Source organism: Faecalibacterium intestinale, from assembly GCF_040096575.1.
In the GTDB taxonomy this organism is placed as follows: Bacteria; Bacillota; Clostridia; order Oscillospirales; family Ruminococcaceae; genus Faecalibacterium; species Faecalibacterium intestinale.
Map to the genome: position 1 here is coordinate 261,650 of NZ_JBBMEN010000001.1, position 18,901 is coordinate 280,550.

At 59.5% G+C, this 18,901-nt stretch carries 16 protein-coding genes and 1 riboswitch; of the genes, 8 read left to right on the forward strand and 8 right to left on the reverse strand.

The window, feature by feature from the left end:
* Positions 1–82: 82 nt before the first annotated feature.
* Together WMO20_RS01225 and WMO20_RS01230 are read right to left on the reverse strand one after the other, a co-directional pair.
* A complete protein-coding gene (locus WMO20_RS01225; protein WP_349185577.1) occupies positions 83–1,420 on the reverse strand; it encodes a DNA recombination protein RmuC in 1,338 nt (445 codons plus the stop codon).
* Between the two features lie 59 nt (positions 1,421–1,479).
* Positions 1,480–2,943 (reverse strand): transglutaminase-like domain-containing protein, encoded by a 1,464-nt coding sequence (locus tag WMO20_RS01230; RefSeq protein WP_349185578.1) that lies wholly within the window; start codon positions 2,941–2,943, stop codon positions 1,480–1,482.
* A 238-nt stretch (positions 2,944–3,181) separates the two neighbouring features.
* Between WMO20_RS01230 and WMO20_RS01235 the strand changes: the two genes are divergently transcribed.
* Complete coding sequence (locus tag WMO20_RS01235; protein WP_316541044.1) at positions 3,182–3,700, forward strand: GNAT family N-acetyltransferase; 519 nt, start codon at positions 3,182–3,184, stop codon at positions 3,698–3,700.
* A 153-nt stretch (positions 3,701–3,853) separates the two neighbouring features.
* On the opposite strand, the gene WMO20_RS01240 is transcribed toward WMO20_RS01235, so the two are convergent.
* The 4 genes from WMO20_RS01240 to WMO20_RS01255 form a co-directional block, all read right to left on the reverse strand.
* Complete coding sequence (locus tag WMO20_RS01240) at positions 3,854–4,378, reverse strand: HD domain-containing protein (protein ID WP_112090038.1); 525 nt, start codon at positions 4,376–4,378, stop codon at positions 3,854–3,856.
* Between the two features lie 28 nt (positions 4,379–4,406).
* Positions 4,407–4,847: a hypothetical protein gene (locus WMO20_RS01245; RefSeq protein WP_112090039.1), complete on the reverse strand. Its 441-nt coding sequence runs from the start codon at positions 4,845–4,847 to the stop codon at positions 4,407–4,409.
* 138 nt (positions 4,848–4,985) lie between these two features.
* Entirely contained in the window at positions 4,986–5,762 is a 777-nt protein-coding gene (locus WMO20_RS01250; protein ID WP_349185579.1) for an alpha/beta hydrolase, read from the reverse strand.
* Positions 5,763–6,254, reverse strand: a complete 492-nt coding sequence (locus WMO20_RS01255) for a C-GCAxxG-C-C family protein (protein WP_349185580.1) — start codon at positions 6,252–6,254, stop codon at positions 5,763–5,765. It lies immediately after the preceding gene.
* A gap of 282 nt (positions 6,255–6,536) precedes the next feature.
* Here WMO20_RS01255 and htpG point away from each other — a divergent pair, with 282 nt between their 5' ends.
* From htpG to WMO20_RS01280, 5 genes are all read left to right on the forward strand, one after another.
* On the forward strand, positions 6,537–8,465 hold the full coding sequence (gene htpG / locus WMO20_RS01260) for a molecular chaperone HtpG (protein WP_112090041.1): 1,929 nt from the start codon (positions 6,537–6,539) through the stop codon (positions 8,463–8,465).
* Between the two features lie 107 nt (positions 8,466–8,572).
* Positions 8,573–9,679 carry a 5-bromo-4-chloroindolyl phosphate hydrolysis family protein gene (locus tag WMO20_RS01265; RefSeq protein ID WP_349185581.1) on the forward strand — a complete coding sequence of 369 codons (1,107 nt, stop codon included), beginning with the start codon at positions 8,573–8,575 and terminating at the stop codon, positions 9,677–9,679.
* Positions 9,680–10,009: 330 nt separating this feature from the next.
* Positions 10,010–11,296: a galactokinase gene (locus WMO20_RS01270; protein ID WP_349185582.1), complete on the forward strand. Its 1,287-nt coding sequence runs from the start codon at positions 10,010–10,012 to the stop codon at positions 11,294–11,296.
* A complete protein-coding gene (gene galT, locus WMO20_RS01275; protein WP_349185583.1) occupies positions 11,293–12,792 on the forward strand; it encodes a UDP-glucose--hexose-1-phosphate uridylyltransferase in 1,500 nt (499 codons plus the stop codon). The genes WMO20_RS01270 and galT overlap by 4 nt, the downstream gene beginning before the upstream one ends.
* A 72-nt stretch (positions 12,793–12,864) precedes the next feature.
* Positions 12,865–13,632, forward strand: coding sequence for a copper homeostasis protein CutC (locus tag WMO20_RS01280; protein ID WP_349185584.1), 768 nt, complete (start codon positions 12,865–12,867; stop codon positions 13,630–13,632).
* 199 nt (positions 13,633–13,831) lie between these two features.
* Here WMO20_RS01280 and WMO20_RS01285 read toward each other — a convergent pair whose 3' ends face one another.
* On the reverse strand, positions 13,832–15,424 hold the full coding sequence (locus WMO20_RS01285; RefSeq protein ID WP_349185585.1) for a hypothetical protein: 1,593 nt from the start codon (positions 15,422–15,424) through the stop codon (positions 13,832–13,834).
* Entirely contained in the window at positions 15,421–16,140 is a 720-nt protein-coding gene (locus WMO20_RS01290) for an ABC transporter ATP-binding protein (RefSeq protein WP_223451623.1), read from the reverse strand. Before WMO20_RS01290 ends, WMO20_RS01285 begins: the two co-directional genes overlap by 4 nt.
* Before the next feature lie 130 nt (positions 16,141–16,270).
* A riboswitch (cobalamin riboswitch) is annotated at positions 16,271–16,493 on the forward strand.
* A gap of 179 nt (positions 16,494–16,672) precedes the next feature.
* On the opposite strand from WMO20_RS01290, the gene WMO20_RS01295 reads away from it, so the two are divergent.
* Positions 16,673–17,908, forward strand: a complete 1,236-nt coding sequence (locus WMO20_RS01295) for a sirohydrochlorin cobaltochelatase (protein ID WP_316544202.1) — start codon at positions 16,673–16,675, stop codon at positions 17,906–17,908.
* A 146-nt stretch (positions 17,909–18,054) separates the two neighbouring features.
* Complete coding sequence (locus WMO20_RS01300) at positions 18,055–18,900, forward strand: iron transporter (protein WP_349185586.1); 846 nt, start codon at positions 18,055–18,057, stop codon at positions 18,898–18,900.
* Position 18,901 lies beyond the last annotated feature (1 nt).

Consider the following 18,901-nt stretch of genomic DNA (forward strand, 5'->3'; position numbering starts at 1 on the left):
TGGCAAATATTTCTGAGAACAATTCCTATTGTAGCACATCGTCAGAAATTTCGCAAGGGATAATGCGGGGAGCTTCTGCGCATCAAAGCTCTTCCCCGCTCTCCGGCAGATGCGCTGTTACCGGTCTGCCCGGCTCGGTGTCCAGTTCCAGCAGGGTGGCGGCGGTGTTTTCGTCCAGCGTCTGCACCGCACGCAGCTTGCGGCTGATGGCGCGGCTGCGCACCCCGATGAGGTTGTCCAGCTCTTCATCGGTCTGGCGCAGGCGCTGCTGCATCTTGGAAAGCCCCTGCCCGAACTTATCGAACTCGGTCTTGACCGCGCCCAGCAGCTGCCACACCTCGCCGGAGCGCTTCTGGATGGCAAGGGTCTTGAAGCCCATTTGCAGGCTGTTGAGCAACGCCGCCATGGTGCTGGGGCCGGCCACGTTCACCTGATAATCCCGCTGCAAAACTTCCAGCAGTCCGGCGTTCACCACCTCGGCATACAGACCTTCAAAGGGCAGAAACAGGATGCCGAAGGCCGTGGTATAGGGCGGCTCCACATATTTTTCCCGGATATCCTTTGCTTCGCTGCGCAGCACCAGTTCCAACGCGTGGCGGGCGTTTTCCACCGCCTGCGCATCGCCGGAAGCCTGTGCGTCCTGCAAGTGGGCGTAGGTATCGCCGGGAAATTTGGAGTCGATGGGCAGCCAGACGCTGTTGCCATCCACACCGGGCATCCGGATGGCGTACTCCACCCGCTGGGTGCTGCCGGGGATGGTGGCTACGTTGGTGTCGTACTGCTCCGGTGCAAGGATCTCTTCCAGAATCGCGCCCAGCTGGATCTCGCCCAGAATGCCGCGGGTCTTGACGCCGGAAAGTACCTGCTTCAGCCCGCCCACATCGGCGGCAAGGCTCTGCATCTCGCCCAAGCCCTTGTACACCTGCTCCAGCTGGTCGTTGACCGCCTTAAAGCTTTCGGTCACCCGCTTTTGCAGCGCGTCCTGTAATTGCTCGTCCACGGTGTGGCGGATCTCGTCCAGCTTCTGGGCATTCTGCGTCTGCATGGCGGCAAGGCCGTCTGCCAGCGCTTTGCGCATTTCCTCCAGCTTGCGGGCGTTGGAGACTTCCAGCCCCTGCAAACGCTGCTCCATGGTCTGCTGCTGGGTGTTCTGTCCTGCCGTCAGGGTGCTGCTCATGCCCTGCACTGCAGTTTGCAGGGTATCGCTGATGTGCGCCATCGCGGCCAGATTCTGCTGTGCCTGCTGCGCCTGCTTTTCTTCCAGCACCCGCGCCTGTGCTTCCAGCTGCTGGCGCAGCCACTCTTTCAGGGCTTCATCATCCTGCCGGGCGGCGGGCTTGCCGGTGCGGTACAGCAAAAGCGCCTGCAACAGGCAGATGGCCACCAGCAAAAGCGTATACAGTCCTGCCAAAAATCCCATAGACATTCTCCTTTAACTCAAAAATCCGGGTCTTGCGGTAATGGCAGACCCGGATCTGTTTATACTTCCTGATGCTTTACGATTTCATGTGTAGTCTCCACCTGCTGGCCGTACAGACCCACGCTGTCTACCTCTATCTCGCCTACCTGATTATCACAGGGGTCGGCGCGGAAGGAACACATGGGCGGGTCGAAGGGAGCGCAGATGTCGCTGTTAGCTACCATGCGGTCGGTATCCAGATTGCCGAAGTAGTGCAGACGCATCTTCTCGTTGCCCGCACGCGCCATAGACGCACCGGCAGAGCAATCGGCGTACATCCAGCCCTTGGGGGCAATATAGAACATTGCCCAGTCGTGGCAGCCGGCTGTCTCCGGCCGTGCCACCATGCCGCTCTGCCACTTGGCCGGGATGCCTGCAATGCGGCAAAGGGTGATAAATGTAGCAGCCATCACGCCGCAATCGCCCCGGCGGCTGCGGGCGCAGTTATCGGTGATGTTCTCGTGCACAAAATACATGGGCTGGAAGTGATAGTGCACGTTCAGGGTGACAAAATCGTAAATGCGCTTTGCCTTCTGCACCGGGTCGGTGATGCCCTCGGTCAGCTGCGCAGCCAGTGCCTTCATATAGGGGGTAAAGGCGATGTGGGGCAGCTGCTCGGCGGTGTCGAAATCCGGCTGCACCGGGTCGGCGTGCAGCTCCAGCGGGGCGGCGTAGTGCGCGGTGCTGCGGTAGCTGTACTGTGCCCCAAAGCGGCAGTTCTCGGCAAGGTCTGTCTCCCAGTATGCGGTGCGCTGAGGTGCAGTTTCCGGGGCGATATAAGTGGGCTGCACGGTAAAGCTGTCCAGCGTGATATTGCTCTGCGCCGGGCAGGCAGCGGGCAGCGGCAGCCACACCTTGACGTGCACGGTGTCTCTGCCTTCGGCCTTTGCGGCGGCAAGGGCACGGGCAAAGGTCTCATCGGTCATGCCGATGCTGGTGCGCAGGGTGATGTCTGCACTGACTGCACCGGTGCGCACCATCTGGTCGTGCTGGGGCTCAAAACGATCCCAGCTGCGCTCCGGAACGGGCGCGTTCAGCTGACGGGCGGCAAGGTCGGGATGGGTGGCCACCAGCGTTTCGGCAGCGCGGTAGATGTAGCGCTTCTGCCCTTCCACAAAGCGCCAGTCCATCTGTCCGGCAGCGTCCAGCGCGGCAAATTCCTCGGTGGTAAAGTCCCGCAGGGTGGCCTGCAGCCGGTTCAGCAGCCGCTCGGCAGTCAGGGTATAGTCCTGCGGCAGACGGCGCAGAATTTCCCTGTGCGCCAGCAGACCCTGCCGCCATGCATTCACGCCGTGCGGGGTGGGGTTTACCGGCAGCGCACCCTGCGGGTGCAGGGGCTGGTTCTGGCTGGCAGTCCAGTCCTCGGCCAAGCAGGCATCGATGCGCGCAATAGCGGCATCGTAGTAGCCCGCCTCCTTCAGGCGGCGGATATCGTCCGGCAACTCCATGTTCAGGTATGCAAAACAGGTATTCCAGTCCTTCATATTCTCTACTCCTTTTCCCACAGCAGAATGCCGCGCCCGGCATACGGCTGCATCTACCAGTACAGATGCGCCGCTCTGTGCATTCTTGTCCTTTTATTGTATCACAAATGAGGGGGATGTCAAAGCAATTTCTGTGCAGTCCGCTTCTTGTACCATACGGCAAATTCTGCTATACTGGAATTTATCCGGGAGTGGAAAGAGAATGCGGGCAATTTTTTGGCCCGCCGAGGATGAAAGTATGGATAAGATCATCATCCGGCCTATGACGCCGGAGGACTGGAGCACGGTCTCCAGAATCTATGTTGAGGGCATTGCCACGGAATACGCAACCTTCCAGACCGAATGCCCGCCCTACACCGCGTGGGATGCTTCCCACACAAAGGAGTGCCGTCTGGTCATTCTTTCCGGCGGAGTGCTGGCGGGGTGGTGCGCCCTGCACCGGGTAGACCCCCGCTGGTGCTACCGGGGCGTGGCTGAGGTAAGCATTTATGTAGGCGAGCAGTTCCGCGGGCACGGGCTGGGCTTCCAGCTGTTGAGCGCCCTGTGCGCCGCTGCCGAAAAAGCCGGGTACTGGACGCTGCAATCCACCGTTTTGCAGGATAATGCCGCCAGCCGTGCGCTGCACGCCAAGTGCGGCTTCCGGCTGGTGGGACGCCGGGAACGCATTGCGCGGGACTGCCACGGCCGCTGGCTGGACACCTATCTGATGGAGCGCCGCGCCGCCGCAGACGAGCCGGAGGGGTTCAAAAAGCTGTGACCAGCCGCTTGGCGCAGAATTATTTTTATTTGCAGAGGGGGAAAATCTGCGGATTTTCCCCCTCTGCCTTTTCACGGCGTATATAGTATAAAGCAGAAGGAGCCGCTGCACTTTTGGGGTGCAGCGGCTCCTGTTATTTGCGATGATCCAATTTTACCACTCGTCGTATTCGCCGTCGGCGTTTTTGGCGGCAGCCACACGGCTGTGCTTGAACATACTTTCCACCACAGCACAGTACTTATCGGCAAGGCAGACGATAATGGCCTCGCGGCAGCTGGGCACATGACGGAAGGTCAGCGGCCACATATGGCTGGAAATGATGCTCTGTTCCTTTTTGGTGATATGGAACACCTGTTCCGCATTGACGCAGGCACGACCCGGGTGGGAGAAGCCGTGCATCTCGAACAGGCGGCGGATGCCGTGGAAGGTGCCTTTTTTGTGCCAGTCATACAGGTAAAAATCGTGCAGGAAAGCTCCGACAGCCAGCGAGGTCTCGTCTGCACCCAGATGCAGGCGGTGGTTCAGCCAGCAGCTGACCAGCACCACGTTCTTGCAGTGCTGATAGGTGGTAACGTCCCCGTGCTGGATGAACTCCCGCATCTGCTGCACCTTGGGGTTCTGATCGTATTTTTCCAGAATGGCATAAAGCTGTTCGCGTTCCGTAACAGAAAGCTGCATGAGCAAAATTTCCTTTCAACTCAAAATGTCAGGAGCGGAGCTGCACCGGGTTGGAATTGCCGAAGTTTTCGGCCTTGGAGGGGTTTGCCCGCTTGAGGGTCAGATCCACCAGATACTGCTTGCCATCGCCCAGTTCTTCCAGCTGAGCAAGCTTTGCATTGGCAGCGGCTTCGTCCGGGTACCACTGGATCAGGAAGAAGTTTTCCGCTTCTACCCCGTAGTACAGCCAGAAGCCATCTGCCCGCAGCAGATCGTCCAGATGATCCACCTCTTCGCCGTCCGGCAGGCCAAGACCTTCCTCTGCGTAGAGGTTTTCCGGCTCCACCTGCAGCATCTCAATGACCTGAATGGAGCTTTGCAGATACTCGTCCTGCGAGGTGCTCTTATCCGAGCGCTCCCAGCCGGTGAGAAATGCCTGCATGAGCAGATCGCGCACCTTGATGCGCGGCAGTGTGGGATCCATAACCATTTTTGTTTCCTTCTTTCGTGGTTTTATCCCCGTTGGACAGTATACGGCATACGCCTGTGCAAGTCAACGGTTTATTTGTGAATTTTTTGTAGGTATGACTAAAATTTACACACGTTTTTCCTGTTTCAGTCGGTTATCTCAGGCGTGGAAGGAAAAGGTATCGTTCAGCCATTCCACCGCAAGCTGCACCCAGCGGTTGCGGTGGGTGCTGTCGGCGTCCACCTCCGGGGTGGAGATGCTGGTGCCGTGGCGTCCCTTTTCAAACAGGTGCGCTTCGCACGGCACGCCTGCCTTGTGCAGGGCACTGAGCAGCAGCAGAGTGTTTTCCACCGGGACGGTCTCGTCCTCCATGGTATGCCAGACGAACACCGGCGGTGTGGCGGGGGTAATCTTATCCTCCAGTGTAAAGCGCTGGTGGACGGCAATATCCTGCGTACCGGTCAGCTGCACAAAGCTGCCCCGGTGGGCGTATTCCCCGGCGGTGACCACCGGGTATGCCAGCAGCAGGGCGTTGGGGCGCGGCTGGTCTGCCATGCCGGGGATCTCCCACACCGCACCGGACAGTGCCAGATGCCCGCCGGCAGAAAAGCCGCACAAAGCGATCTGATCCGGCAAAATATTCCACTGTTCTGCGTGCTGCCGCACAAGGCCGATGGCCTGTGCCAGCTGCCGCATGGGCAGCGCATCCCGGGCGCTCTCCCCTACTGCGTAGTGCAGCACCGCCGTGTGATACCCGGCCGCCGCAAATTGCAGCGCCACGGGGTCGCCCTCTCGGGGGCTGACGTGGGTATAGCCGCCGCCGGGCACCACCAATACCAGCGGGCGCTGCCGGAAATGCGGCATGGCCTCCACGCTCTCCCGCAGGTAGAGCGTCAGCGTACCGCCGCCGGTCAGTTCCAGTTGTTCAAGCTGCATTTACGCATCCTCCTTATAAAAGCCGTGCCGCCCCTCCGGGTGGGCTGCGATAAATTCTGCGCATAGGTCTGCACAAATGCGGCACAGCTCCGGGCAGGGGCGCTTTTTATAGTATTCCGCGGTGCGTTCCTCTGCCGCTGTGCCCCCGGCAGGGGCAGCACCCGCCTTTGCCAGCAATTCCCGGCAGATGATGCTGCCGCCGCCGTTGCGGGTGCGGTACTGCTCTGCCGCCTGCTGCACCAGTGCGTACATCCGGGATTTATCCTTGGGGTCGGCTGGGTCGGCATAGACCATGCTCAGCACGGTCACCACGCCGCAGAACGCCCCGCACACCTCCCGCATCCGGCCAATACCCGCGCCAAAGCCTGCGGAAAGGCGCAGCGCTGTTTCCTCGGTCAGGCCAAGCTGGGGTGCAAACGCCGCCACCACGCTCTGACTGCAATTATAGCCCTTTAAGAACCATGCGTAGGCGGCATCGCCCTGTTTTGACATTTTCTCACATCCTTCCGGCATACTCGCTCCATTATAGCACAGTCTGCGCAAAAGTGGGAAAGCTTTTCCGAAAAAATTTCGTCCTTCATATAAGAAACGATCCGGGCGCGCCGTTTCGTGCACCGGGGCAGCAAATCTTTTACTTTTTTAACTTTTTATGAAAAGCCTTGATTTTCCCTGCAAGTCGTTGTATATTAGCACTCAGAAGTTATGAGTGCTAAGCATCCCGGCAGTTTACCGGGTACAGCGCACCAAATTATGTGATAAAAGAGGTTTTGTATTATGGCCAAGAAAGAATTTCAGGCAGAGAGCAAAAAACTGATGGACATGATGATCAACTCCATCTATACCAATAAAGAGATCTTCCTGCGGGAACTGATCTCCAATGCTTCGGACGCCATTGATAAGCTGTACTATAAGAGCCTGACCGACACCTCCGTGGGCATGAACAAGGGCGATTTTCGCATCCTCATCACCCGCGATAAGGAAAACCGCATCCTGACCGTGGAGGATAACGGCATCGGTATGACCAAGGAAGAGCTGGAGCAGAATCTGGGCACCATCGCACACTCCGGTTCTCTGGATTTCAAAAAGGACAACAAGGACGAAAACATCGATATCATCGGTCAGTTCGGCGTGGGCTTCTACTCTGCCTTTATGGTGGCCGATAAGCTGACCGTCATCTCCAAGGCTTACGGCTCGGACGAGGCTTGGCAGTGGGAGTCCTCCGGTGTGGACGGCTACGAGATGACCCCCGCCCAGAAGGATACCGTGGGCACCCAGATCATTCTGCACATCAAGCCGGATACCGACACTGAGAAATACGACAACTTTCTGGACGAATACGGCATCGTGGCTATCGTGAAGAAGTACAGCGACTATGTGCGCTACCCCATCCAGATGGAGCGCGAAAAGAGCCGTCAGAAGCCGGAACCGGATCCCAAGCCTGAGGACTACAAGCCCGAGTGGGAGACCTACACCGAGTTGGAGACCCTGAACAGCATGATCCCCATCTGGAAGAAGCAGAAGAGCGAAGTGACCGACGAGGAGTACAACAGCTTCTATAAGGATAAGTTCGGCGATTACGCCGATCCCGCCCGGGTCATCGTGAGCCGCACCGAGGGCACTGCCAACTACAACGCCCTGCTGTTCGTGCCCAGCCACCGTCCCTACGATTTCTATACCAAGGACTACGAGAAGGGTCTGGCGCTGTACGCTTCCGGTGTGCTGATTATGGAAAAGTGCGCCGACCTGCTGCCGGATTACTTCAGCTTTGTAAAGGGCATCGTGGACAGTCAGGACCTGAGCCTGAACATCAGCCGTGAGATGCTGCAGAAGGACAGCCAGCTGAAGCTGATCCACAACGCACTGGAAAAGAAGATCAAGAACGAGCTGCACGCCATGCTGAACAATGACCGTGCAAAGTACGAGGAGTTCTGGAAGGAGTTCGGCCGTCAGATCAAGTTTGGTGCTTACTCTGACTACGGTATGCACGCCGAGCTGCTGCGCGACCTGCTGCTGTTCTGGTCTGCCAAGGAGCAGAAGATGGTCACCCTGCAGGAGTACATCGACAAGATGCCCGCCGAGCAGAAGTACATCTACTTTGCCGCAGGCGACTCTACCGACCGTCTGGCAAAGCTGCCCTCCGCGGAGCTGGTGCTGGACAAGGGCTTTGACGTGCTGCTGCTGACCGAGGATGTGGATGAGTTCTGCCTGCAGATCCTGCACAGCTACCCCCGCAAGGATGCCGAGGGCAAGGACGGCACCGTGGAGTTCAAGAACGTGAACAGCGGTGATCTGGGTCTGGAATCCGAGGAGGAGAAGAAGGCCGCCGAGGATGCCACTGCCGAGAACAAGGCACTGTTCGATGCCATGAAGGACGCTTTGAACGGCAAGGTGAAGGAGGTCAAGGTTTCCACCCGCCTGAAGGATCACCCCGTCTGCCTGAGCGCTGACGGCCCGCTGTCCATTGAGATGGAGAAGGTGCTGTCCAAGCAGCCCGGCAGCGAGGGCGTGAAGAGCGACAAGGTGCTGGAGCTGAACGTGAACCACCCCGTGTTTGCCGCCCTGAAGGCCGCACAGGAGGCTGGCGACACCGAGAAGCTGAACAAGTACAGCGCCCTGCTGTACGCACAGGCACAGCTGATCGAGGGTCTGCCCGTGGACGACCCCGCCGCTTATGCCGAAGCCGTTTGCAGCCTGATGAAGTAAACTTTTCGCGCACAGAAATACCCCCTTAACAAAAAGGCCGCGCTCCGCTATAATAGAGTGGAACGCGGTCTTTTATTTTTATCTTTCTGTGAAAGGAAATTTATTTCATGGAGCCGAGAAAACATTATTTTGCAAAGATCCCCACCATTGCCATCTTTATCGTGATGGCGATGTCCGGGCCGTTGGGGGTGCTGTTGTTTATCCTGAAAGGCATCGACCAGAAGGTGCAGAAGGAGGAGCAGGAAGCCGCCGCTGCCCGGGGCGACTACCGCCCCGCCCCGGAACCTGCCTCAACGCAGAAAGCAAACGCATCCTATGGGCAGGACATCCCAACGGCAGAGCAGAAAAGCGCCAAACAGTGGCACAAGAATATTGCCACCCTCTGCACCATCATGGGTGCCGTTTTCCTGTTTGCCGGGGTGATGGATACAGTGGATATCATCGGTGCATGGCAGGTGCTGCCTGACCCCGGGGAGCTGTTTTCCGATATCGTCATGGCCATCGGCGGCGGCGGTGCGCTGCTGACTGGCCTGCGGATGAACCACACCCACAAGCTGGAGCGGCTGCTGGACAAGGTGGTAGGCGAACGGGATAACATCCCCCTGCCGGAACTGTTTGCCGCTGCCGGGGTGGACGCCGCCCGGGGACGCGCTGCCGCAAAAAGCGCCATTGAGCACGGATACTTCGGCGCGGATGCCTACATTGACAACCGCACCGACACGCTGGTGGTGCGGGGCGCGGCACCGCAGCCAAAAAAGCCCTCACCCGCTCCGGCACCTAAAGCCCGGCCTGCCACAGAGGACGAGTACGCCGCCCTGCTGCGCCAGCTGCGAGAGGTGAACGATGCCATCCCTGACCCGGTGATGAGCGTGAAGATCTCCCGGCTGGAAGAGGTCAGCGGACGCATCTTTGCGCTGGCGCAGAAGGACCCGGAGAAAAAGGCACAGCTGCAAAAATTTATGAATTACTATCTACCCACTGCGCTCAAGCTGTTGAACACCTACGCCAGCCTTTCCGGGCAGGCGGTGGAGGGCACGAACATCACCGAAGCCAAACACAGCATCGAGCGCAGCATGGACCTGCTGGTGACCGCCTTTGAAAACCAGCTGGACAAGCTGTTCCAAGCCGATGCGCTGGACGTGAACGCCGACATTGCCGCACTGGAAGGAATGCTGAACCTTGACGGCCTGACCGGCAGCGAATTTACCCACTGAACCACATCCCCGCACCCGATGGCTGCATCGGTGCGGGGATGTTTTTTTGTGCAAAGTGCAATTTTCCATCCCGTCTTTTTTGGGCGCTGCGCTCAAAATTCCGGGATTTGTGTGCATTTATGCCAAGCATTTTGATTTGCCGGAAAAATTTTTATTTTATTTGTTCGGCAGCAGCTAATCGGGCTGCGCGGGTGTTTTTTGCAACTTTTCATCGAGATGCAACAATAACACATGGTTTTTTGCGTTGTGTTTGACTATTATAGAAGCAGCTACGGCAGCTGCGAACGGCTGCATCGACTTTTCCGATCATAATAGTAGGAGGAAATTTCCATGATGAAGTCCATTTCCACCTGGAAGCAGGAGCTGACCGAGGGCGCACACGCTGCGCGTCTGGCTGCGCTGTACTGCTGCACCCCCGACCAGACCCCTGCACAGGCAGCCCGCTATGCGGCTGTTCTGGACGGGTTAGAGACCGCCTTCGGCGCACATAGCGAAGCCGGTCTGTATAGTGCCCCCGGCCGCACCGAGATCGGCGGCAACCACACCGACCACCAGCACGGCCGTGTGCTGGCAGGCAGCGTGAACATTGATATGATTGCTGCTGCCGCCCCCAACAGCCTGAACCAGCTGCGCGTACAGAGCGAGGGCTACGACCTGTGCGTTATCGACCTTGACGACCTGACTGCCCGCAAGGAGGAGGAGAACACCACCGCTTCCCTGCTGCGCGGCGAGTGCGAGGCTTTCCGTCAGCGCGGCGCAAAGCTTTCTGGTCTGGACGTGTACATCTCCTCCAACGTGCCCAAGGGCAGCGGCGTTTCTTCCTCTGCCGCCTTTGAGGTGCTGGTCGGTGTGATCTTGAACGACTGTTTCATGGCAGAAAAGGTCTCCCCCATCGCCATTGCACAGATCGGCCAGTGGGCAGAGAACGTCTACTTTGGCAAGCCCTGTGGTCTGATGGATCAGATGGCTTCCAGCGTGGGCAACATTATCACCATCGACTTTGCCGACAAGGCAAACCCTGATGTGGAGCCGGTGCAGGTGGACTTTTCCAAGGCCGGTCTGGCGCTGTGCATTCTGGACTCCGGTGCAGACCATGCCGACCTGACCGACGAGTACGCCGCCATCCCCAACGAGTGCCGCGCTGTGGCCGCTGTGTGCGGCGGCGAGGTGCTGCGGGACGTGCCCTTTGAGACCTTCCTTGCAAATATTCCGGCCTGCCGCAAGCAGTGCGGCGACCGCGCTGTGCTGCGCGCCTTCCACTTCTACGCCGATAATGACCGCGTGCCCCAGCAGGTAGCTGCCCTGCGCGAGGGCAACTTTGACGCCTTTTTGCAGATGGTGACTGCCTCCGGCGACAGCAGCTGGGAGTATCTGCAGAACGTCATCCCCGCCGGTTACAAGGAGCATCAGGAGGTGGCTGTGACCATCGCCGCTGCCAAGCATTATCTGGGCGGTAAGGGCGCTGTGCGCGTGCACGGCGGCGGTTTTGCCGGTACGGTGCAGGCCTTTGTGCCGGTGGAGATGCTGGCAGACTTTAAGGCCAACATGGAAAAGATCCTCGGCGCTGGCCGCTGCCATGTGCTGAACATCCGTCCCGAGGGGGGTGCTGTGCTGTGATATCCACTGCCATCCAGCAGCTCGTGAACTACGGGCTGGACACCGGGCTGATCCTGCCCGATGACGAGATCTATATCCGCAACCAGCTGCTGATGACCATGCAGCTGGACGACTTTACCGCCCCAGAGGGCGAAGCGTGCTATACCGATCTGGAAAGCATCCTCAAGACCCTTGTGGACGATGCCGTTGCCCGCGGCGTGTGCGAGGACAACTCCACCGCACGCGATCTGTTTGACACCAAGCTGATGGGCGTGCTGACCCCGCGCCCCAGCATCGTGCGCGCAAACTTTGAGGAGCGGTACGAGAACGAGGGTCCGCAGGCCGCCACCGACTGGTTCTACAAGTTCAGTCAGGACACCGACTACATCCGCCGCTACCGCATCAAGCGCGATCTGAAATGGGTCACCAAGACCGCGTACGGCGACTTGGATATCACCATCAACCTGTCCAAGCCGGAAAAGGACCCAAAGGCCATTGCCGCCGCAAAGCTTGCGCCCCAGAGCGCTTACCCCAAGTGCCAGCTGTGCGCGGAGAACGAGGGCTACGCAGGCCGCATGAACCACCCCGCGCGCGAAAATCACCGCATCATCCCGCTGACCATCAACGACAGCGCGTGGAATTTGCAGTACAGCCCCTACGTTTACTACAACGAGCACTGCATCGTGTTCAACAACCAGCACACCCCCATGAAAATTGAGCGGGCGACCTTCCGCAAGCTGCTGGATTTTGTAGGTCTGTTCCCCCACTACTTTGTGGGCAGCAACGCCGACCTGCCCATCGTGGGCGGCAGCATCCTGAGCCACGACCACTTTCAGGGCGGCCATTATGAGTTTGCCATGGCCAAGGCTCCTATTGAAAAACCTTGGGTGTTCCCCGGCTTTGAGGACGTGGAAGCCGGTATCGTGCACTGGCCCATGAGCTGCATCCGCCTGACCTGTGCAGATGACACACGCCTTGTGGAACTGGCCGATAAGCTGCTGGCTGCTTGGCGCGGCTACACCGACGAGAGCTGCTTTATCTTCGCCGAGACCGATGGCGAGCCCCACAACACCATCACGCCCATCGCCCGGATGCGGGACGGCAAGTATCAGCTGGACTTGGTGCTGCGCAACAACATCACCACCCCGGAGCATCCGCTGGGTGTGTACCATCCCCATGCCAAGCTGCACCACATCAAAAAGGAGAATATCGGCCTCATCGAGGTGATGGGTCTGGCTGTGCTGCCCAGCCGCCTGAAGCAGGAGCTGTTCGACCTTGCTGATGTGCTGGTGGTGCACCTGCCCACCGCAGAATACCCCGAAAGCCTGCAAAAGCACGCCGCGTGGGCGGAGGAGATCCTTGCAAAGCACCCGGAGCTGAACGCCGACAATGTGCACCTGATCCTGCAGGACGAGGTAGGTTATGTGTTTGCACAGGTGCTGGCCGATGCCGGTGTGTACAAGCTGGATGAAGCAGGCCGCGCCGGTTTTGTCCGCTTCCTTGAAAGCGTAAAATAACAATAATTTTGACCCGCCGATAGCTCTCTGTCGGCGGGTCTTGTTGAAGCAACCATGTTGGAGGTTTCGCTTATGCAATATACTTTGGAAGTTTGCGTAGACAGCACCGCCAGCGCACTGGCGGCAAAACGCGGCGGCGCTGACCGGCTGGAGCTGTGTGCCGACCTGATCATCGGCGGCACCACTCCTTCCCCTGCCCTGCTGCGGCAGGTCAAAGCCGAGACCGGTCTGCCGGTGCGGGCGCTGCTCCGTCCCCGCTTTGGCGATTTCTGCTACGACCGCTACGAGCTGGCACAGATGGCTGAATGCGCCGCAGAGCTGGTCGCTGCCGGTGCAGACGGTATCGTGACCGGCGTACTGACCCCGGCGGGCGCGCTGGACTTAGACGCCCTGCGCCCCATCTACGCCGCAGCCCGGCAGGCGGCAGAAAAAGCACACCGCACCGTGGACTGCACCCTGCACCGCGCCTTTGATGTCTGCTGCGACCCCTTTGCCGCGCTGGAAGCCGCAAAGCAGCTGGGGCTTGCCACCATCCTGACCAGCGGACAGGCCGCAAGCGCCCCGCAGGGTGCTGCCCTGCTGCGGCAGCTGGTGGAAGCTGCCGGGCAGGAAGTGGAGATATTGGTGGGCGCAGGCGTATCTGCCGCCAACATCCCCGCCCTTGCCGCCCAGACCGGTGCCCGGGCGTTCCACCTTTCCGGCAAGCAGGTGCTGGATAGCCGCATGACCTTCCGGCGGGAGGGCGTGCCCATGGGTCTGCCAGGCTTTTCCGAGTTTGAGATCTGGCAGACCAGCGAAGCAAACATCCGCGCCGCCCGCACCGCACTGGATGCGCTGTAACTGCAAAAAGCATCGTTTTTCCCGCAGTGCCGCTGTTTCCTCAGGAAACAGGCACTGCATCTGCTATTTTCTCTTATGACCTCTCCCGTGAAAATGCAAAAACGGGCAGCCCGCAGGCTGCCCGTTTTTGCTCTATTCAAATGCTTTTTCCGCTGAATATGCCCAAAGCAAAGCGGAGGGCATTCCAATTCGTCCCACTTTAGTGCAGGGCGGCAAACCGGGCTGCGCCGCGGGTGCACAGCCAGCGGTGCAGCAATAGGTTCAGCTCCAGCAGCACCGCCAGACAAACAGTCTGTGCTGCCAGCGGCGGCACGGCGTAGTCCAGTAAGGTCAGGGGCAAAAACAGCACCCCGCCCGCCAGCAGCCACCCGCCGAACATCGCCAGCATACTGGCGGCGCTCCGCTTGACGACAGCGGCTTCGCTGACCCAGTGGAGGTTGGGCAGGCACAGTCCTAAAACAAGCCCAAGCTGCGCCGTCAGCCACACAAAGGCTGCCAGCACCGCCAGCACGGGCAATCCCTGCCCTGCCGGAATGCGCAGCGCCGCCATGGCGCACCCGGCGCACAGCCATGCCGCAGGCAGCGTGAGCAGCAATTGCAGCTCCACCTTTGCCCGCAGCACCTGCTGCGGGGTCACCGGCAGGCTTTGCAGCAGCCGGAGGGTGTCACCCTCCAGCGACACCGATGGCGCTGTGATAAAGTTCATGGCGGCTGCGGTGCACACCATCCCGCACACCAGCATGGGCAGGCTCTCCGGCAGGTAAGCAGCAGTAAAGGCGCGCAGGTCTGCGGCCTTCCACAGTGCTGCCACGCCCAGCACCGGCAGCAGCAGACTGCTCAGTGCACAGTTGAGCAGCCACATGGGGCAAGCACCCAGATGCAGCAGTTCCCGCCGCAGCAATGCCCGGTGCGGGGGCTGCTTTTTTTGCGCCTTTGCGCGGTATTCCGCCTTGATCTTTCCCGGCTCAAGGGTCAGCAGCCGCAGATATGGCTTTGCCAGCGCCTTGCCGCAGAGCACCATACAGGCCACAGCCAGTGCCAGCAATAGCAGAAGTGCGGGAGCGCTGCCCACTGCGGCCAAGCCCAGCAGATGCAGCGGTGCAACGGCACGACTGGCAGCAGCGCCCGCCTGCACGGCATCCAGCACGAGGGCATCCACCGCGTTGCCCACCCATTGGAATACTGCATAATAGACCGCCAGAAACAGCAGCGTACCCACTACGGTGACAAGGCTTTTGTGCCGGGCGCGGCGGTTGAGCAGCGCCACAGCCCAGCCCAGCAGAACAGCCAGCACCATGGAGACACCCGCCAGCGCCAGTGCCACCGGCAGCGCCGCCAGCAGTGCACCGCCGGGGTGGGGTGCTGCCAGCGCATAGCAGACCACCGAGGGTACCCACGCCAGCAGCAGATAAATCAGCCCGGTCAGGTACACCCCGCCGCAGCGCACCGCAAAAATAGCGCCCGGCGGGATAGGCAGCGCCAGCAGCTGCTGGTTATCCCGGCAGCGGAACAAATGTCCGTAGCTGGTAAAGGCACTGGCCAGCACACTGACCGTCAGCGCCGAAAGCTCCATCAGCACAAAATAGAGCCAGTCCAGCCCCTGCGGTACCAGCGTTAACGCCATAGGCAGCGCCATAGCGCCAAAGCTGAGCATGACCAGCAACATCAGCACTATAAACAGCAGCGCGTAGCCAAATACTCCCGCCCGGGAGCGCCGCTTGCCGGTCTTGCTGCTGCGCACAAAGGCCGCGCCCAGCTCCAGAAGCTGTTTTTTGAGCAATGCACGGATCATAGCGCTTCCCCCGTATCCTCCAGCTCCAGAAAGACCTCTTCCAGTGTGTCGTCGCCGCGCACCTGCTCCATGGCACCCTCGCGCACCAGCTGACCCTTGCGCAAAATGGCTACCCGGTCGCAGAGTTTCTCGGCCACCTCCAGCACATGGGTGGAGAAAAAGATGGCCCCGCCCTGCGCACAGAAGGCTTTCATCTGGGTCTTGAGCTGATGGGAAGCCAGCGGGTCCAGCCCGACAAAAGGCTCGTCCATTAAAATCAGCTTCGGCTCGTGCAACAGCGCCGCAATGATGGCCAGCTTCTGCTTCATGCCGTGGGAGTATGCCCCGATGGACTGTGCCAAGTCCGGCGTCAGGCCAAAGGCATCGCCATACTGCCGGATGCGCTGCGCACGCTGTGCGGCGCTTACGCCAAAAATGTCTGCAATAAAATCAAGGTACTGGATACCGGTCATATAATCGTAAAGCTGCGGGTCGTCCGGCAGGTAGGCCAGACGGCGCTTGCATTCCAGCGGGTCGTCCCGCACGGAAATGCCGTCCACATAAATTTCACCGGCATCAAATTGCTGGATGCCGCAGCAGCATTTTAAAGTAGTGGTCTTGCCCGCGCCATTGTGCCCGATAAAGGCGCACAGCTCCCCCGGGCGGATGTGCAGGCAAAGGTCCTGCACGGCGGGCTTGCCGCCGTAGGTTTTGGTCAGATGTTCTATCTTTAACATAGGCTTTAACATGGGCTGTCTCCTTGCTTTCAGGTTCGAGCCAAGTATACACCTTCCGGCGGGGGGAAGGTCAAGCATTTCTCCGTTTTTTCTTGCGTTTTGTAAGGGGCTGTGCTATACTTTTTGTCGAACTGAACAGAAAACAGCAGGTGCGTTCCGTCACTTTGCCCCACCGGGCGGCGGCAGGAACGTTAAAAGGGAAGCGGGTGCAGATCCCGCACGATCTCGTCACTGTGATAAGGGAGTCCACTGTCAGGGTGCTTTTGCACCGGTCACTGAGTTATACGGCTTGGGAAGGCGGCAGCGGGCGTTGAGCTTTCAGTCAGGAAACCTGCCCGCTGTTGGTACCGGGGCTTTGCTGCCCCAGATCACGAGGAATTGGTTGTACCAAAAAGCCTGTAAGATACGGGGTCTTTTTGCTTTGCCATTTCGCAAGCAAAAGACCCCGTTTTTTCAGATACACCCTAGGTTCTCTTTCCTGTACCCTTCTGTTCGGTGCCGTATTTTACCCACATCAGGAAAGGAAAACAAGATGAAAAAACGCAACATCCGCAAAACGGCGGCCGCTCTGACCGCTCTGGCTCTGTGCGCCGGTGTACTGACCGGCTGCGGCGGGGCTGCATCCAGCACGGCTTCCTCTGTTGCTGCCAGTTCTGCCGCCAGCAGCGAAGCTTCCGGCGCAGACGCTGACGCACTGGCCGCACAGAACGTGGCAGACCTGATCGACGCCATCTATGTGCAGCAGCGCACCGATGACACCGACGCCCAGTGCGAAGCTGCAAAGGCCGCTTGGGACGCTTTGACCGATGCCCAGAAGGAGCTGGTGGAGGGCGAGAACGCCGACCCCGACTACTTTGGCCGCGACACCGGCGATGCTTCCAAGGATGATGCCCGCAACGCCGATGAGATCGGCGAGAACGAGCTGCTGGTGGTGTCCTTCGGTACCTCCTTCAATGACAGCCGCGCTGCCGACATCAAGGGCATTGAGGACGCTTTGCAGGCCGCTTACCCCGACTGGAGCGTGCGCCGCGCCTTTACCGCACAGATCATCATCAACCATGTGCAGGCTCGCGATGGAGAGAAGATCGACAATATGCAGCAGGCACTGGATCGCGCTGTGGCAAACGGCGTGAAGAACCTGATCGTGCAGCCCACCCACTTGATGCACGGTGCAGAGTATGACGAGATGAACGAGATGCTGGATCAGTACCGCGACAAGTTCGAGAGCGTTGCTGTGGCTGAGCCCCTGCTGGGCGAGGTCGGCGCGGACGCTTCCGTCATCAATGCAGATAAGGAAGCTGTTGCCAAGGCTGTTACCGCTGCCGCTGTGAAGGAAGCCGGTTACGAGAGCGCCGCTTCTGCCGCCGCCGATAAGACCGCTTTCGTCTTTATGGGTCACGGCACCTCCCACACCGCTAAGGTGAGCTACAGCCAGATGCAGACCACCATGCAGACCTTGGGCTACGACAACGTGTTCATCGGCACGGTGGAGGGCGAGCCCGAGGAGACCTCCTGCGAGGCCGTCATCGAGGCCGTGAAGGCTGCCGGTTACACCAAGGTCATCCTGCGCCCGCTGATGGTGGTGGCAGGCGACCACGCCAACAACGACATGGCCGGTGAGGATGCCGACAGCTGGCTGAGCCAGTTTACCGCCGCAGGCTGCTTTGAGGATGTGGACTGCCAGATCTCCGGTCTGGGCCGCATTGCGGATGTCCAGCAGCTGTACATTGCACATACCAAGGCCGCTATGGATCTTCTGAACGGCTAATGGATTCAGAAGCCCTCTCCGGCGCTGCTCTGCACACGGAGAGGGTTTTCTTTTATGGGCGCGTTCCCCGCACGAGGAGAAAACGCCCCCTGCCCCGGCAGTTTAGATGCCGGGCAAAAAATTTAGGATACTGAGGTATTTATTTTATGCGCTGCAAACAGTTTATTTTCGTTTCTCTGGCCGGTGTGGTGCTGGCTGCTTCTCTGGCAGGCTGCGGCGGGGTTGCCCCCGCCTCCTCCGCTGCGGCAAGCTCTGTGGCTGCTTCTTCCGTGGTGGTTTCCTCTGCCGCTGCCGAAGCTGCCCTGCCGGACGGCGTATACACCGCTGACTTTGAGACCGACAGCAGTATGTTCCACACAAGCGAAGCCTGCAACGGCAAGGGCACCCTGACCGTGGAAAACGGCGTGATGACCTTCCATGTCAGTCTGGCTTCCAAAAAGATCGTAAACCTCTACCCCGGCCTTGCCGCCGATGCCGAGGCCAACAAGACTGCATGGCTCATCCCCACCGTGGACACTGTCACCTACGCGGATGGCACCACCGAGGAGGTGTACGGTTACGACATCCCGGTGGAAGCACTGGACACCGACTTTCAGCTGGCTTTGCTGGGCACCAAGGGCAAGTGGTACGACCACACCGTAAGCGTGCGCAACGCCGAGCCCAAGACGGAGCAGGCTGCTGAGACCCCTGCAGACGGTGCATACACCGCTGCCGTGGTGCTGGAGGGCGGCTCCGGCCGCGCCACCGTGGAAAGCCCCGCTTCCCTGACCGTGGCAGAGGGCAAAATGACCGCTACCATCGTGTGGAGCAGCCCCAACTACGACTACATGATCGTGGATGGCGAGAAGTATCTGCCCACCAACACCGAGGGCAACTCCACCTTTGAAATTCCTGTGGCTGCACTGGGCACCCCGCTGGCTGTTACCGCCGATACTGTTGCCATGAGCAAGCCCCACGAGATCGAATACACCCTGACCTTTACCTTGGAGTAAC

Excerpts from the sequence above, each read along its gene's own strand:
- WMO20_RS01255 (WP_349185580.1), bottom strand. The coding sequence starts at position 6,254 with ATGTCAAAACAGGGCGATGCCGCCTACGCATGGTTCTTAAAGGGCTAT.
- WMO20_RS01290 (WP_223451623.1), bottom strand. The coding sequence starts at position 16,140 with ATGTTAAAGATAGAACATCTGACCAAAACCTACGGCGGCAAGCCCGCC.
- WMO20_RS01295 (WP_316544202.1), top strand. The coding sequence starts at position 16,673 with ATGAAAAAACGCAACATCCGCAAAACGGCGGCCGCTCTGACCGCTCTG.
- WMO20_RS01245 (WP_112090039.1), bottom strand. The coding sequence starts at position 4,847 with ATGGTTATGGATCCCACACTGCCGCGCATCAAGGTGCGCGATCTGCTC.
- WMO20_RS01280 (WP_349185584.1), top strand. The coding sequence starts at position 12,865 with ATGCAATATACTTTGGAAGTTTGCGTAGACAGCACCGCCAGCGCACTG.
- htpG (WP_112090041.1), top strand. The coding sequence starts at position 6,537 with ATGGCCAAGAAAGAATTTCAGGCAGAGAGCAAAAAACTGATGGACATG.
- WMO20_RS01225 (WP_349185577.1), bottom strand. The coding sequence starts at position 1,420 with ATGGGATTTTTGGCAGGACTGTATACGCTTTTGCTGGTGGCCATCTGC.
- WMO20_RS01265 (WP_349185581.1), top strand. The coding sequence starts at position 8,573 with ATGGAGCCGAGAAAACATTATTTTGCAAAGATCCCCACCATTGCCATC.
- WMO20_RS01285 (WP_349185585.1), bottom strand. The coding sequence starts at position 15,424 with ATGATCCGTGCATTGCTCAAAAAACAGCTTCTGGAGCTGGGCGCGGCC.
- WMO20_RS01240 (WP_112090038.1), bottom strand. The coding sequence starts at position 4,378 with ATGCAGCTTTCTGTTACGGAACGCGAACAGCTTTATGCCATTCTGGAA.
- WMO20_RS01235 (WP_316541044.1), top strand. The coding sequence starts at position 3,182 with ATGGATAAGATCATCATCCGGCCTATGACGCCGGAGGACTGGAGCACG.
- WMO20_RS01270 (WP_349185582.1), top strand. The coding sequence starts at position 10,010 with ATGATGAAGTCCATTTCCACCTGGAAGCAGGAGCTGACCGAGGGCGCA.
- WMO20_RS01250 (WP_349185579.1), bottom strand. The coding sequence starts at position 5,762 with ATGCAGCTTGAACAACTGGAACTGACCGGCGGCGGTACGCTGACGCTC.
- WMO20_RS01300 (WP_349185586.1), top strand. The coding sequence starts at position 18,055 with ATGCGCTGCAAACAGTTTATTTTCGTTTCTCTGGCCGGTGTGGTGCTG.
- WMO20_RS01230 (WP_349185578.1), bottom strand. The coding sequence starts at position 2,943 with ATGAAGGACTGGAATACCTGTTTTGCATACCTGAACATGGAGTTGCCG.